15 protein-coding genes are annotated in these 15,186 nt (G+C 53.0%); 12 read left to right on the top strand and 3 right to left on the bottom strand.

Annotated features, from left to right (window positions below; genetic code table 11):
• The first annotated feature begins 63 nt into the window (after nucleotides 1–63).
• The 4 genes from AC2FLB_RS15340 to AC2FLB_RS15325 all read left to right on the top strand — a co-directional run bounded on the left by AC2FLB_RS15340 (nucleotide 64) and on the right by AC2FLB_RS15325 (nucleotide 1,868).
• The gene (locus AC2FLB_RS15340; RefSeq protein WP_271952681.1) at nucleotides 64–522 is read left to right on the top strand and encodes an Lrp/AsnC family transcriptional regulator; all 459 of its coding nucleotides are present in this window, start codon (nucleotides 64–66) and stop codon (nucleotides 520–522) included.
• 168 nt (nucleotides 523–690) lie between these two features.
• Complete coding sequence (locus AC2FLB_RS15335; RefSeq protein WP_496692083.1) at nucleotides 691–1,134, top strand: MarR family winged helix-turn-helix transcriptional regulator; 444 nt, start codon at nucleotides 691–693, stop codon at nucleotides 1,132–1,134.
• A gap of 11 nt (nucleotides 1,135–1,145) precedes the next feature.
• The gene (locus AC2FLB_RS15330; RefSeq protein WP_496692082.1) at nucleotides 1,146–1,523 is read left to right on the top strand and encodes a hypothetical protein; all 378 of its coding nucleotides are present in this window, start codon (nucleotides 1,146–1,148) and stop codon (nucleotides 1,521–1,523) included.
• Between the two features lie 30 nt (nucleotides 1,524–1,553).
• Complete coding sequence (locus AC2FLB_RS15325; protein WP_142640352.1) at nucleotides 1,554–1,868, top strand: monooxygenase; 315 nt, start codon at nucleotides 1,554–1,556, stop codon at nucleotides 1,866–1,868.
• Nucleotides 1,869–2,577: 709 nt separating this feature from the next.
• On the opposite strand, the gene AC2FLB_RS15320 is transcribed toward AC2FLB_RS15325, so the two are convergent.
• Together AC2FLB_RS15320 and AC2FLB_RS15315 are read right to left on the bottom strand one after the other, a co-directional pair.
• The gene (locus tag AC2FLB_RS15320) at nucleotides 2,578–3,528 is read right to left on the bottom strand and encodes a proline racemase family protein (RefSeq protein ID WP_496709572.1); all 951 of its coding nucleotides are present in this window, start codon (nucleotides 3,526–3,528) and stop codon (nucleotides 2,578–2,580) included.
• Between the two features lie 446 nt (nucleotides 3,529–3,974).
• The gene (locus tag AC2FLB_RS15315; RefSeq protein WP_496692080.1) at nucleotides 3,975–4,628 is read right to left on the bottom strand and encodes a TetR family transcriptional regulator C-terminal domain-containing protein; all 654 of its coding nucleotides are present in this window, start codon (nucleotides 4,626–4,628) and stop codon (nucleotides 3,975–3,977) included.
• Between the two features lie 109 nt (nucleotides 4,629–4,737).
• On the opposite strand from AC2FLB_RS15315, the gene AC2FLB_RS15310 reads away from it, so the two are divergent.
• From AC2FLB_RS15310 to AC2FLB_RS15275, 8 genes are all read left to right on the top strand, one after another.
• Entirely contained in the window at nucleotides 4,738–5,607 is an 870-nt protein-coding gene (locus tag AC2FLB_RS15310; RefSeq protein WP_496709571.1) for an ABC transporter permease, read from the top strand.
• The gene (locus AC2FLB_RS15305; protein WP_496690593.1) at nucleotides 5,604–6,392 is read left to right on the top strand and encodes an ABC transporter permease; all 789 of its coding nucleotides are present in this window, start codon (nucleotides 5,604–5,606) and stop codon (nucleotides 6,390–6,392) included. The genes AC2FLB_RS15310 and AC2FLB_RS15305 overlap by 4 nt, the downstream gene beginning before the upstream one ends.
• Entirely contained in the window at nucleotides 6,389–7,486 is a 1,098-nt protein-coding gene (locus AC2FLB_RS15300) for an ABC transporter ATP-binding protein (RefSeq protein WP_496692077.1), read from the top strand. Before AC2FLB_RS15305 ends, AC2FLB_RS15300 begins: the two co-directional genes overlap by 4 nt.
• A gap of 17 nt (nucleotides 7,487–7,503) precedes the next feature.
• On the top strand, nucleotides 7,504–8,565 hold the full coding sequence (locus AC2FLB_RS15295) for an extracellular solute-binding protein (protein WP_281973932.1): 1,062 nt from the start codon (nucleotides 7,504–7,506) through the stop codon (nucleotides 8,563–8,565).
• Nucleotides 8,566–8,626: 61 nt separating this feature from the next.
• A complete protein-coding gene (locus AC2FLB_RS15290; RefSeq protein WP_496709639.1) occupies nucleotides 8,627–10,687 on the top strand; it encodes an oxidoreductase in 2,061 nt (686 codons plus the stop codon).
• The gene (locus AC2FLB_RS15285; RefSeq protein ID WP_496709570.1) at nucleotides 10,687–11,919 is read left to right on the top strand and encodes an aromatic ring-hydroxylating oxygenase subunit alpha; all 1,233 of its coding nucleotides are present in this window, start codon (nucleotides 10,687–10,689) and stop codon (nucleotides 11,917–11,919) included. Before AC2FLB_RS15290 ends, AC2FLB_RS15285 begins: the two co-directional genes overlap by 1 nt.
• Nucleotides 11,912–13,474 carry a trimethylamine methyltransferase family protein gene (locus tag AC2FLB_RS15280; protein WP_496692075.1) on the top strand — a complete coding sequence of 521 codons (1,563 nt, stop codon included), beginning with the start codon at nucleotides 11,912–11,914 and terminating at the stop codon, nucleotides 13,472–13,474. Before AC2FLB_RS15285 ends, AC2FLB_RS15280 begins: the two co-directional genes overlap by 8 nt.
• A 52-nt stretch (nucleotides 13,475–13,526) precedes the next feature.
• Nucleotides 13,527–14,831, top strand: a complete 1,305-nt coding sequence (locus AC2FLB_RS15275; RefSeq protein WP_496709638.1) for an aminotransferase class III-fold pyridoxal phosphate-dependent enzyme — start codon at nucleotides 13,527–13,529, stop codon at nucleotides 14,829–14,831.
• Between the two features lie 127 nt (nucleotides 14,832–14,958).
• On the opposite strand, the gene AC2FLB_RS15270 is transcribed toward AC2FLB_RS15275, so the two are convergent.
• Nucleotides 14,959–15,186, bottom strand: a 228-nt coding sequence (locus AC2FLB_RS15270) for a hypothetical protein (RefSeq protein ID WP_496692073.1), incomplete at its 5' end; no start/stop codon positions are given.

Below are 15,186 nucleotides of genomic sequence, written 5' to 3'. Positions count from 1 at the left end.
AAATATTCCAAAAATGTCTTATCCTCCCTCGTTTGTAGCAGTATATGCTAATCTATGAAAAAAATAGACCGTAAAGACCAACAGATCATTCGAGCGTTGCAGCGCAATGGTCGAATGACGAATCAAGACCTGGCAGCAGGGGTGAACTTGTCACCTTCGCCCTGTCTGAGGCGGCTGAAGCTGCTCGAGCAAAATGGAATCATCACCGGCTATAGCGCCAACATAGACGCCGAGGCCTACGGGTTGCCGGTAACGGTATTCGTTCACGTCAAACTGGAAAGCCATACTGAAGCGACTGTAAAGAAATTCGAAGCAGCCATTGCGCGGATTGACCAGGTACTGGAGTGTTTCGTTATGACCGGCTCATCGGATTACCTGCTTCGTGTGGTCGTGGCTGATCTTTCAGATTACGAAAAATTCGTTCGCAGAAAGCTGCATCCTCTTGGAGGTATTGCCTCCATGGACAGCAGCTTTGTCTACGGAGTTGTCAAGAAGACAAATGTATTTCCAGTGACAGAGTAACGTTGCTTGATGAACTGAGATGAAATGATTGCGGACATTAGCGCAGATGCAGCGAAAGCTCGCTTTATGCGTCATTCCAACAAATGCTGCACATCGAGCGAATGAGTGGATTGGGTCATTCTATGGGGAGTACTTGAATTTATCCCTAACTAGGGATATATGCGCAACATGAGACATAAAAATCAAGCCCGAGAAAACCAAACCCTGGTGCTGGCCCTGCTACGCAGTCAGCAATTGTTCATGCGCGCTATGGTGTCTGCGTTTCGTTCGGCGGGCCTTACAGCGCCACAATGGGACGCGCTGGAAACACTTAGCAACAAGGGTCCGCTGTCAATCAACGATCTGATGCGGCTGACACTGTCTACATCCGGCAACCTGGATGTGGTTGTCAAAAACCTGGTTCAAGCCGGATGGGTGGAAAAGAGTGTCGATGAAACCGACAGACGGGCGCGTGTTCTGTTATTGACCGCAGCCGGGCGCCAAAAAGTGGCCGAATTCCTACCACTCCACAATCAAGCTCTGGAACAGATTTTTGGTGATCTCAGCGTGCAGGACAAACGCCAGGCGATCAAGACACTCAACCAATTCCGAAAAAAACTGCCTCAACCTTAGAAAGTCGTAACATGCCTAACAAAACACTCCTGACCGCGCATGGCGTGATTTACATGTTGTTCGCGCTCGCGCTGTTCTTTGCCCCGGCCATCCTCTGGCCAAACTACGGCCTGCAATTAAACGACCAATACGCTGTGTTCCTGTCACAGCATAACTCGATATTTCTGGGCGGCATCGGGATCATCAGCTTTCTGTTTCGGGACGTTGAACATGGCAGTGAAGCTGCAATCGCCATTCTCACAGGATTGATGTGGACCAATCTACTTGGCGTCATCATCACGCTTTACGCCTGCCTGACAGGAGTTTTCACCGGGTTTGGCTGGTCTGACCCCATCTTCTTCGCCTTGCTTGCGGTCCTATGCTTCTTCCAACTCGGGAAAAACCGCTGAACTTTCCCAAACTCACAAAGGAAACTAAACATGAGTACACTGAAAGTCTGGGATCTGCATATGACCTATGAAGGTCCGATCACAGAAGAATTTCTCGCCGGCACCGAGCAACTTGCAAAGAGTATCGCGGAGGAGCCAGGAATAATCTGGAAGATTTGGACTGTCGAAGATGGAACCAATCACTATGGGTCCACATACCTGTTTCGGAACCGCGAATATCTGGAAAGCTATAAAAGTATGCATCTGAAGCGCCTGGAAGCGATAGGGATCACAGTGACCGCCGACCATGTTTTCGACATTATGGAAGAGGTCAGTCGCATCAACAGAGCCCCGCTTGAAGGCTAGCGAGCAATGACCGGACATTGACACGCTAAACGTTGATGTCCGGTTCATCCGCTATCCGGAATTGCAAAATTTGGTCTTGATTGTCCGCTTTGGGCTGGGTCTGTCATTTGTCGCGTTTGGTATCACCGCTGCTTCACTAAGATACTCGTGATTTTGCTTGAGCTGGCGTCAACACGACCACCATGCTTTATGACAGATCAGACACATTGATAAGGTAGACGAAAACCATGGCAGAACGATTTGAGCGTCACCGTCAAGCTTGGACACAAGAGGAAATTCAAAAATTGCACCTACTGGTGTCAAAGGGGATGGGTTTGAAGGCCATTGCCAAAGCTCTCACGCGCTCTGAGGAATCGACCAAGAGCAGAGCGAAGCTTGACAAAATAAAGATCAAGAAAGCACGCTGATTTTGGTGCCTTTAGTGTACTCCTGTCGTTCTTTACTGCCACGACCAATGTCCGATTTGGGCGGATGCAGGCCAAAACCCTGATTTTAGTGAAGATGGGCGAAAAACTTGCCCGCAGAAGGCCTTTCCGAATATTCGCCCGGGGGTCGGCCCAATACTCTCGTCGGCAATGTCCGAAGCTTTCAGTGGCCCTACCAGGCACTGGGTTGCAATTAGGGCGCCACAACGGGTTCTGGCAGAATGGAATTCAGTTGCTAGGTTTGTTAGGGTTCTGCACCCAAACACCCAATTTAAAAAGCTGCCTTACGGATTAGCGTAGTAAAAAGAAGGAAAGCTATGCCTTGCAACGATCCTAACTTCTGCTGATACAGTGGCGAATTGACCGACAACTTGGCATTCAAAAATCCCGCCCGGTGCTTCGATTGTCACGGACCTGCCGGGAGATAGTGACCCGTTGCCCTCGCACGCCACCACAACAGACAATGCGCCTGTCCCCCCAGCCGAATTTGCCAGTTCTCCCTTTTCAGAGGCCCAGACAGTTTTAATATGGTTCTTCCCTGATTTCGAACTGAACATGACCAAGTATTTACCGTAGCTGCCGCCAATGCCAAAATTAGACATCGGGTATTGTTTACTAGCCGCCCCGCTTAACTCAATTGCAGCGTTGGTCAATTTTTGGCGTTCACTAAGCGAAATACCTAGATAGTCTGCATCGACAACCAAATACGGCAACCCGGCATCGACTAGAGAAACTGGAATGTTTCCATTTAGAGGAAGATTCAATATTTGATTATTAATCAATAGCTTGGGCTTGACAGTAAACCACTTGGCATGTGTCATAACGCTACCTGTTCGGGTTACTTGTACTTCCATGACACCATTTGCTGTTTCCAAAGCAACAACTTGTTGATCTTTGGCTAATGCTTGACGCTTCGCGCTCGCAATTATGGTGGCTGCAGCCATGAGTGCGGTTCCGGCATATGGTGCGTATGCAAACTGAGAGGCTAGAAAAAGTGCCCCATCGGTACCTTGCTCAAAGGGTGGATAGAGTAGGCAAGAGTTGATGAGGTGGTTTCCATTTGGTGGGAGGTTCAAAAAACCCCGAAACTGTTCATGATCCGAACGAAGCTCCAGCAAGGCGCCAGCCGCGTTGCTAGAAACTAGTTTAGGAAGACCAGAAACTGCCACTCGAAGAATATCTCCAGCGAGATCTACATCTATCGCACCCGTTTGTCCCTGGTGTTTATAAGGCATTGTTCGGCGTCCTGGATATCGTGTGCTACCTTGTAGCTTCTGGCTGCAAACATCCATGCTTGCTTTCAGCTGATGGTGTATTGGACTGAGTCTGTGTGAAAACTCTGGATGATGTATGCTTTTCGGCAAAGGCTGGAGGCATGTATGTCGAGATTTATCGCAGGCGCCGAGCGAAGTCAGTCGATGCTTTTCCCGACCAGCTTGAAGATTGGACCAACGGGTGCGTAGCCACACCACGACGTCAATAATGCTGCAAAACCTCACTTTGTTGCGCATCTCGGACTACAAAGTTTAATTGTGAAAGTCCGCTAATAGCGCACAGCGGACGTCGAGATTTTTCAATAGCTAGGTGGATGCTACTTGGACGCTAGAGGCCTCACCAATACCAGTAGTTGCTTTCCAGGAAGAGGCATTGTTTCCATCTCAAACCTGAGCGTCGTGAAGGCTCACAACTTGAATTTTCCTGGAAAAAGCCCGCCTAAAAATCTTCGAATAAGTTCAGCAGAGCGTCGTCGCGAAAAAACCTGCATATCGGTAAGGTAATTTACCCACATACCTTCCAGTAAGGCCAACGTTCCGCTAGTGGCATCATTCACCAAGTTCGGGTCATGTCCGTTTTGTTGGGCTATCTCCGTGAACGCACGCCGCAAAGTCTCGACAAGTTTGGGATCCTGAGTGCTGCTGTATCGGGCAATACCTGGGTGTGAGCTCGCGATGCCTCGGAATGCATGCCAGATTTTCGTACTTCGTGGATTGAGCAAAGCTTCGGACAGATCCGCCTCGATCACAGCCATCACTCGCTCTTCGGGCGATGCATCCGAGCCCAGATCGGTCATTCTGTCCATCTCGGCATAATACTCTGTACTGAAATGCTGGGCCGCTGCGGTCAGCAAATTGTCCTTCCCCCCGAAATGCAAATGGATCATTCCGCGCGACAGACCTGAGCGCTCGCAGATGCGACTGACCGAGGTATCGGTGACTCCAATATCAGCAATAGTATCCAGTGTCGCCTTGATCAGAAGCTGCCTGTTGGCTTCTGGATCGCGCTTCGAGCTACGTTTTCTTCCTTTAGGCTCTGTCACTCTATTCAATGATTCCATCAGCTTAGGGTCTTCTCATATGGGTGGCTCACAGGAAGATTGACACGAAAGGCCTTTCTGGCGCAACATTAAATGGACGATCGTCCATTATGGACTCGTAAGTACCGAGATGGGAGATAGGGTGATTTTTCGTAGCGAAGCGTCCCGGGGTTATGCCCTCAGCGCACCAGCCACGGCATACGTGGGGTTTCTGGTGGCGGCGCCTTTGGTGATCCTGATCGCCTATTCGTTCTGGACCCAAACCTACGTAACGCTCGACAAGACACCGACGCTGAAAAACTATAGCGACGCGTTTGCCGATCCGCTGGTTCGACATTTAATGCTAAGGTCGATCTGGATTGCCGGAGCAGTTACGGTAGTCACTGTCGCACTGGCCTATCCCATCGCGTACTTCATCGCGATGAAGGCCCGGAAAAAGACCATCTGGCTTCTGCTCATCACCATTCCGTTCTGGTCCAGCTACCTCCTGCGCGTATTTGCCTGGAAACTCATCCTTGGGTTCAACGGGGTGATGAATTCTGCACTATTGATGCTTGGTCTGATCGACGAACCGCTCGACTTCTTGCTCTATAATGAATTCGCTGTCGTACTGACGCTTGCTCATGCCTGGGCGCCTTTTGCGATCTTGCCGATCTATGTCTCGTTGCAGAAGATCGATCCAAGCCTGTTGGAGGCTGCCACCGACCTCGGCAACAGTCCTTTGCAACGCTTCATGCGGGTGACGCTGCCGTTGACCATCCCAGGGATCATTGCTGCTTGCCTGATCATCTTCATTCCGACTGTCGGTGACTACGTGACCCCAGCGCTGGTCGGCGGATCGGACGGGAAGATGATTGCCAATCTTATTCAGGTGCAGTTCGGGGCCGCCAACAACTGGCCTCTCGGCGCAACACTTTCGCTGATCGCGATGCTGTCAGTCGGTTTCGTCGCCATCGTGTTTGTCGTTACCGCCACCCAGCTTGGGAGGAGGATCAGATGAAGCGTCCCTCGACCCTGACAGCCTATGCTTTCCTGTATTTGGTGTTTCTATACCTGCCAGTTCTTTTCCTACCGTTGTTCTCGTTCAACAGCGGTACAATCGTTGCCTTTCCGATCAAGGGCTGGACGCTGGACTGGTATCGGAAGCTGGGCGAACAGGATACGTTGATCCAGGCCCTTTGGAATTCGCTTGGTGTTGGCACGGTCGTCGCACTTCTATCCACCGCTATGGGGCTGTTCGCTGCGCGCGCCTTTGTTCGATACCGTTTTCGGGGTCAGCGTGCGGCTGAAGGTTTGGTGATGCTGCCTTTGGTCATACCTGGCATTATCGTGGCCTCTTCAATGCTGGTCCTGTTTCTGTTTCTCGGTCTCAAGCCATCTCTGCTGACCGTTGTTCTGGGCCATACGTTCCTTGCCTTGCCATTTTCCGTTTCGATTCTGAAGTCTGCCTTTGATGACTTCGACGCGTCGCTGGAAGAGGCATCTTACGATCTGGGCGTCGGCGTGTTCGAAACCTTCCGTCGCGTGACGCTGCCGGTCGTTTCCCCCGGCATCGTAGCCAGCATGCTGGTCACTTTTACGGTCAGCTTCGATGAGTTCGTCCTGGCCTTTTTCCTGTCAGGCAACCAGCCAACCCTGCCGGTCTATATCTGGAGCCAGATCCGTTTCCCCGCCAAGCTTCCAAACGTTTTGGCCTTGGGTTCTATCCTGCTGCTCACCTCGGTTCTGCTTTTGGTGCTGGCCGAGTACTTCCGCCGCCGCTCATCCGCATCAGAGGTCCGATGACAGACAGAAACATCATAGAACTCAGGGGCGTCGAAAAGCGCTATGGCACATTCCTGGCGGCCAGCGGGATCGATCTCGATCTCAAAGAGGGCGAGTTTTTTTCACTCCTCGGCCCCTCGGGATGTGGCAAAACCACGGTATTGCGGATGATCGCGGGCTTCCAGGAACCGACCGAGGGTACCGTGCTGATCGACGGTCAGGATATGGAAGGTGTGCCTGCCAACAACCGTCCAACGAATATGGTATTTCAGAGCTACGCCATCTTCCCGCACCTGAACGTCGGGAACAACGTGGCCTATGGCTTGCGGGGCAAGGCGCCCAAGGCCGAGATCGAACAGCGCGTAGCCGAGGCCCTGGAAATGGTCGAGCTGGGCGGTCTTCAGGATCGCGGCGCAAGTGAATTGTCGGGTGGGCAGCGGCAAAGGGTGGCGCTTGCCCGCGCGCTGATCATGCGACCCAAAGTATTGTTGCTGGACGAGCCCTTGTCAGCACTCGACAAGAAGTTGCGCGAACAGATGCAGTTTGAAATGCGCAACCTGCAGCAATCCCTTGGCATTACCTTTGTGATGGTCACACACGACCAATATGAGGCGATGACCATGTCCGATCGTATTGGCGTGATGTTCAATGGACGACTCAAGCAGGTGGATACACCAACCACGCTTTACGCCCGTCCTTGTGATCAGCAAGTGGCCAGTTTCATCGGTGAGATGAACATACTGCCTGCCCAATTATCAGGCGAAACAGGCAATATGTTGTCGATCGATGCAGCCGCCTTCGGGCGGATTGAGATTGAGAGAAATCCCAACGTTGCGACCAGCTCTAAAGACATGAACATCGGTATTCGCCCGGAACAATTGGAAATCGCTGCTGAAAAACCCGAGGACTATCCATCAACTGTTCAAGGCACGGTCAGCAATGTCGCCTTCTACGGTGAGAACATTCACTACCACATTCAGGTTGCGGGAGCTGAGAAACCCATCTCGGTCTCAGTTCCAAACTATTTTCACACGGTCGATTTCAAACGCGGTGACGCAGTTTGGCTGGGGCTTCAGGGGGCAAGCGTGATCGATCTAGGTACAGACACAAAGTAAAATAGTGGGAGGATAAAATGAGAGTTCAGGGAATTGCGGCCTTCGCATGTGCGACGGCGATAAGTACGGGAAGTGCCATAGCAGGTGGCGCTGATCTGACGGTTTTTGACTGGTCGGGATATGAAGACCCCGGGTTCTTTGCCAGCTACATGGAAAAATACGGGGATGAGGCGCCAAGCTATTCCTATTTCGGAAGTCAGGAGGAAGCCTTTACGAAACTGAGTTCAGGTTTCACGGCTGATCTGGCGCATCCTTGTTCCGACGCGGTCCGGAAATGGGTCGCAGCCGATCTGATCCAGCCGCTCGATGAAAGCAAGCTGACCAATTGGGCCGATGTTTTACCTGAGATTAAGGAAGTCGACGCCATCGTCCTGGACGGCCAGCTTTACATGTTGCCGTTCGAGTGGGGGAACACGGGTCTTATCTATCGTACCGACAAAATCTCGGGGGATGATATCTCGCTGCAATTGCTGGCTGACCCGGCCTATGCAGGTAAGATCGCGATCCCGGATGCGGCGTCGTCTGCATATGCCCTGGCTGCGCTGGCCACTGGAAACGCTGATGATTACACAAATCTGAGCGATGAGCAGTTCAAAGAAGCATCGGATTTCCTGCGCTCAATCCACCCAAACATGCGCTTTTACTGGTCCGATGCAGGTCAGTTTGATCAGGCCATGACCAGCGGTGAGATCGAAATGGGTTGGGCCTGGAACCAGTCCGAACTGAACCTGATCTGGAACGAAGTGCCTGCCGCCATGATGCGTGACGTCGACAAAGGTATCGCGACCTGGGCCTGTGGCTACGTGCATCTGAAGTCTTCCACAACACCGGTCGATCAGGTCTATGATCTGTTGAACGCGCTCACTGATCCTGCAAGCGGCCAATACATCATCGACAATTGGGGCTACCCGCATTCCAACGCAAAAGCCTTCGAAGTTGCCGATCAAGCCAATATCGAAGCCTATGGTTTTGCCGATCCGAAAAGCTTCTTCGAAAGCAGTTTGTTCTTTGACGCGGTGAACCCCGAGTTGGAGGCAAAAATGCTGGCAGAATTTGAACGGATCAAAGCCGGATTCTAACACAACCATATTTCCGGGGCCTTCGGGCTCCGGAACCCAAATATAGGAAAAACGCGTGATTATGTCGGACGCGAACCCATACGCTCTGCTCTTCGAACCGGTTCAGATCGGGCCTGTCACAGCCAGAAACCGCTTTTATCAGGTGCCGCATTGCACCGGACTGGGACACCTCAGGCCACGGGCGGATGCTGCCGTCCGCGGAATGAAGGCTGAAGGTGGTTGGGCAGTGGTTTCCAATCAGGAGACCGAGATACACCCTACCTCGGACTTGTCCCCCTATGCCGAGGGGCGATTGTGGGATGGACGCGATGTACCTGCGTTGCGGCTGATGACAGATGCAGTACATGCACATGGTGCGCTGGCGGCCATCCAGCTGGTACATAATGGCAATCATGCGCAAAACCTGCTGACCCGCGCTCCGGTTCTTGCTCCGTCCGAGATGTCCGTTGATATGACGCATCCCAAGCAGGCGCAGGCCATGGATAAGGCCGATATCCGGGAATTCCGCCGCTGGCATCGCGAGGCCGCCCTGCGCGCGAAAGATGCCGGATTTGACATCATTTACGTCTATGCCGGACACACCATGACTTTGGCGCAACATTTCATGCTGCCGCATATGAACCAGCGTAGTGATGAATATGGCGGTTCGCTTGAAAATCGCGTGCGCCTGACGCGCGAATTGCTGGAAGATACCCACGAGGCTGTAGGCGACAGCTGTGCCGTGGCGTTCCGCTTTGCCATTGATGAGATGGTGGGCGCCGACGGTATGCAGGCCGCAGAAGAAGGCCGTGCCGTGGTCGAGCTTTTGGCCGATCTTCCTGACCTATGGGATGTGAATGTGGCCGACTGGTCCAATGACAGTGCCACAACCAGATTCCAGCCGGAAGATGGTTATCAGAACGCGTTTCTGTCCCACGTCAAACAGATCACACGGAAACCCGTGGTAGGTGTCGGTCGCCTGACCTCCCCCGATATGATGCTGTCGATGGTCAAGAAAGGTATTGTCGACCTTATCGGAGCGGCGCGACCTTCTATTGCGGACCCGTTCATACCGAATAAGATTGAAGAAGGCAGGATCGACGAAATTCGCGAATGCATCGGCTGCAACATCTGCGTGTCTTCGGACAATCTGGGTATTCCGATCCGCTGCACCCAAAACCCGACTATGGGCGAGGAATGGCGTCGCGGCTGGCACCCTGAGATCATTGCACCGAAAAAAAGCGAGGCGGAAGCACTGGTAATCGGTGGCGGACCCGCAGGTCTTGAGTGTGCCATGCAAATCGCACGGCGAGGATATCAGGTGACCTTGGCCGAAGCCTCAGCTGAATTTGGTGGACGTGTTGCAAAGGAAAGCAAGCTTCCCGGCCTAGCGGCCTGGTCGCGCGTCGTCGATTATCGCCTGAATGATCTGAAACAGCGCGGCAACGTTCAGTTGTTCACCGACAGCAGACTTGACGGCGATCAGGTGGCAGAGCTTGGCGTCGAACACGTCTTTGTCGCCACCGGCAGCCGTTGGCGTACGGATGGCATGGGGCGAAACACCCAGCGCCGTATGCCTCATATCGAGCAAAGCGCCAGAGTGCTGACACCTGATGATATCATGAACGGCATATTGCCTCCGAATGGCCCGGTGATGATCTATGATGATGACCATATCTATTTGGCAGGTGTGATTGCAGAAAAACTGGCAGCTGCCGGATATCCGGTGGTCTTTGTCACGCCGGAGAGTTTGGTCTCTGCTTACGCCGTATATACTTTGGAGCAGCCTCGCATTCAGGCCCGCCTGATCGAGCTTGGTATCGACATTCGCTGCAATCAGGTGCTGACGGCGGTCGAAGGTGACATCGCGCGCATCGGGTGTGCCTTTACCGGTCGCGTAACGGATATTCCGTGCGCCTCGACAATTCTGGTCACCGAGCGCCAGCGAGAGACAGCGCTTTACGACAGCTTGCGCGGGGTTGGGTTGAAGACCCTCGAACTTATAGGCGATGCCGCGTCTCCGGGACTGATCGTCGACGCTGTCTTCGCAGGCCACCGCGCGGCCCGCGATTTTGAACGCCCAAAGGCAGAAGCAGACAAGGATTGGTTTCGCCGCGAGATAGTCGATTTGGAGGAAACGTGATGAACAGCCGACCGTTTGAGTTAGATGCTTTGATAGCCTCGCACCAGCACGGCCACGCTCTGCCGCGCGGATTCTATACCTCGCAAGACATCTATGACTATGACATCGCCCAGGTCTGGAACCGTAACTGGCTTTGGGCAGGGCATGTCAGCCAAATCCCAAACCCCGGAGACTATTTCCTGTTCGACTATGGCCCGGAGAGCATCATTATTGTTCGCGACCGCGAAGGCGAAGTTCGCGCTCATTTGAACGTCTGTCGCCATCGTGGATCTCGCGTCTGCACTGAACACTCCGGCAACTCCCGTGTTCTTGTTTGCCCGTATCACGCCTGGACATATGAGCTATCGGGAAAACTTCGTGCAGGCCACAACATGGGGGAACACTTTGACCCATCCAAATTCGGGCTCTTTCCCGTTCAGGTGAGTGTCTTCAAAGGCCTGATTTTTGTCTGTGCCTATGCAAACACGCCATCGCTAGATCCTGTCCTCAGCCAGCTTTCACCACTCGTCGAACCCTATGGCTTTGACGATCTGAAAGTGGCGCATACGGCGTCTTTTCCGGTTCCAGCGAATTGGAAACTGGCGGTTGAGAACTATCTTGAATGCTACCACTGCGGACCAGCACACAAAGAATACTCTCGCTCTCATAGCCTGAAATCGCCACAAGACATGGCTGGCTTGGTCGAGCCGCTAAATGCAAGGGCTTTAGAAGTCGGGCTGACACCTGATGAATTGGCGCTTGTTGGCGAGGCTGCGCCCACCCCATTCACCAGCGGGTACTATCGACGCTACCCGCTTTACCAAGGTTACAAAACCGGTAGCAAATCGGGTGAGGCGCTTGCGCCATTACTTGGAACGCTGAAAGGCTTCGACGGTGGCGCAACTGACTTTGATATTGGCCCATTGAATTGGTTCCTGATCTATTCGGATCACATGGTGGGTTACCGCTTTGTTCCACGTGGTCTGCAGGAAACCGACATTCAGGTGGTCTGGCTGGTTCGCGCTGACGCAGAAGAAGGCCAGGACTACGATAAGGAAGACCTGACCTGGCTTTGGCATGTCACATCTTTGGATGACGAACGCATCATTCGCCACAACCAGTCCGGTGTGAATTCTCAATACTTCCAACCGGGGCCCTTGGGCGAAATGGAAACCTCGATCCAGGATTTTTACGATTTCTATTTTGCCATGATCCGCTCGGAACCAGAACAAAGGATGGCCGGTAATGGCTGAGGTAAAATCACGCCGTCGCGGAGGTGGTGGGCGCGCCGCGCGCATAAAGGTTCAACAGGCGACCACGGGCAATGAGGCCGTGCGTGGGGGATTAAGTGGCGGCCGCTATAAGCCGCTTACCCCAACAGATATGGAGAACATCCATCAAGCGGCTCTGACCGTTCTGGAAAAAACCGGCATTACCGACCATTTCCCGGAATTACTTGATCTGGTGCTGCCCAAGGGCGCGGTGATGAATGATCTAAATCGGCTGTGCTTCCCCCGCGCACTGATGGAAGACATCCTGGCTAGTGCTGCCAAGGAGTTTTACCTCTATGCCCGCGGAGAGCGTGAAGGCAAAGACGACATGCATTGCTCGGCGGAGAGCGTCTATTTCGCCAACTCCGGCACCGCCGTGACCACCTTCGATTCCGAAACTAAATCTTATCGCCCTTCGATCCTGCGCGATGTCTATGATTTCACCCGTCTGGTGGACCGTTTGGACAACATCCATATGCTGGGCGACACGGTTTTGGCCACCGATGTGACTGATGATTTCGCTCATGACATGAACACCATTTATGCCATGCTCGCAGGCAGCCAAAAACCTGCCTGTCTGACCTTTCGCGACCGCAGCCATATTCCGCATGCCATCCGCATGTTTGATTTTGCTCAAGGTGGCGAAGGGGCTTTCATGAAAAAGCCAAGCGTCATATTTGGCGGCTGCCCTATGGTTTCCCCCTTGCGGGTCGGCAAGGAAAACATGGAAATCCTGATTGATACCGCCAAGCTAGGCCTGACGGTTGATCTGGCGGTGCCTCCTCAGGCCGGGGCGACAGCCCCTGCGACGCTTGCGGGAACATTGGTGCAAACCGTGGCCGAAACGCTGGCCTGCGTTGCCATCGTAAACCTCATCACACCGGGCTGTCCGGTCTGCTTTGCCGCCTGGCCCTTCATCACTGACCTGCGCAGCGGGTCGTTCACCGGCGGCAGTGGCGAACAGGCTCTGATCGGGGCCGCAGCCATTCAGATGGGTAACTTTTATGGCCTTCCAACCTCTGTCGGCGCAGGCATGACCGATGCCAAGATACCCGACGCGCAATACGGGTTGGAAAAGGCACTAACCTTCACGCTTGCCGCTCATGCCGGTGCCAATCGTTTGTGCGAGTTCGGGGGTATGATCGGTAGCCTGATGGGATGCAGTTTTGAAAGCATGGTCATCGATGACGAAGCGGGCGGTATGATCCTGCGGTCGTTGCGCGGGATTGAAGTCACGGATGAAACCATGGCGGTGGATGTGATCCATCAGTGTGCCATCGACCCTGGTCATTTTCTCGGCAACCCGCACACACTGAGCTATATGAACAGCGAATTCGTCTACCCACGGCTCATGGATCGTGAGCGCACGGACACATGGGAAAACGAAGGCAAAACTGATCTGCTGGACCGCGCCCGTGACAAGGCCAATTCCATTCTCGACAGCCATTTCCCCAACTACTTCGGCGCTTCAGACGCTCAGGTGCGCGAAGAGTTCCCAATTGTGATGAGCACAGAAAGCATGGCCCGCCGTGGATAACTCTAACGTCAAGCAATGGGATAACGATCACTTCCTGCACCCGTGGGAAGCGATGGCAACTTTGGGCGAAAACGATCGGACATTTATCGAAGGTGCCAGCGGCATCCATGTCATGAACGAAAAAGGCGAACGCTTGATCGACGGACCGGGAGGCATGTGGTGCACCCAGATCGGTTATGGCCGAGAGGAGATGGCCGAGGCCATGGCTGAGCAGGCTCGAAACCTTGCCTATTTCTCACCCTTTAACAATTCCAACTCGACTACTGCGCGGTTCGCGCGCGAAATCGCTAAACGTGCGCCGGGCGAATTGAACAATGTCTTTTTTACCACCGGCGGTTCCACCGCAGTTGATACGGCCATCCGGTTTGTTCATTTCCGCAACAACCTCTTGGGACGCCCCGAGAAAAAGAAAATCATTTCAAGGCAAAAAGCTTATCATGGAAGCACTTTTTTGGCGGCCAGCGTCAGTGGAAAAGAGCGTGACAGGCTTTGGCTCGACAAGGCGGATGACCTCGCACATTTCTTGCCAGACGTGAATCCGCTTTATCGTGCGCCTGGTCAAAGCGAAGAGAGCTTTCTGAAAGAGAAAGTTTCGGACCTGGAAAACGCCATTGTGGCGCTTGGCCCAGAAAATGTTGCCGCTTTTATCGCCGAACCGGTTCTTGCCTCTGGTGGCGTGATAGTGCCGCCGAAAGGGTATCACGAAAGTTGCCTAAACATCTGCAAGAAGTATGATGTTCTATACATTTCCGACGAAGTAGTGACCGCTTTCGGGCGATTGGGCCATTGGTTTGCGTCAGAAACAGTCTTTGGCATTCAGCCAGACATAGTCACCTGCGCCAAAGGAATGACATCTGGGTATGCGCCGATGGGAGCCGCTATTATCTCGGACAGGCTAATCGCCGATATTGCGGGAAAAGATGCAACCTTTTCTAATGGCTACACCTATTCTGGCCACCCGGTCAGCGCGGCCGCTGGTCTGAAAAGTATGGAAATTATTGAACGGGAAAAGCTTCTCGAACACGTTCGAAGGGTCACTCCGATTTTTCAGGATCAGCTACAGCAGTTGGGTCAGATTGACATCGTTACCGATGTGCGCGGCATGGGGTTGATGGGATGCGTTCAGTGCTCAGTCGATGGTGATCCCCAGAGCGATCTGGGGTGCGACTACGAGATTGGTAGCCAGATCGATATCGAATGCCAGAAACGTGGGTTATTGGTTCGACCTGTGATCAACATGTGTGTTCTTTCACCGCCCCTAATCATTAGCGAAAGTGAAATTGAGCAAATGTTTGCTGTCTTGCGAAAAGGGCTTGAAGCGACAAGTGCGTGGCTCAGCGGGATTAGAGGCCAATGAATTGCTTGCGCTATTGTTGCGAAAGCCCGGAGGCCGACATTTCAGCGTATTGTCGTATGCTCCACGATCTCCGCCAAAACCGTTCGGCCTTGGCGGTTTTGAAGAAGGTTTTGACAGCGACGGTTTCCTACGGGTTGGCATTATCTATTACGGGTCTGTCACAGTGTTTTTCTCGTACTTCTTGCTTCCACGGTGCTTCCAGTTGTGATGGCGCAACGCAAAAGCCCGCTCCGGCACGGTGTGTAATATATTGATATTGTGTAGTGATTTTGGTTGCAGGAGTAGGGTTTGAACCTTTGGCCTTCAGGTTATGAGCCTGACGAGTTGAAGAGGTTAGCAATTGATCCAGTGGATC

Source organism: Ruegeria sp. CDSA236 (genome assembly GCF_059611285.1).
The sequence above is the reverse complement of the archived record's forward strand: the minus strand, read 5'-3'. Positions and strand labels throughout refer to the sequence as shown.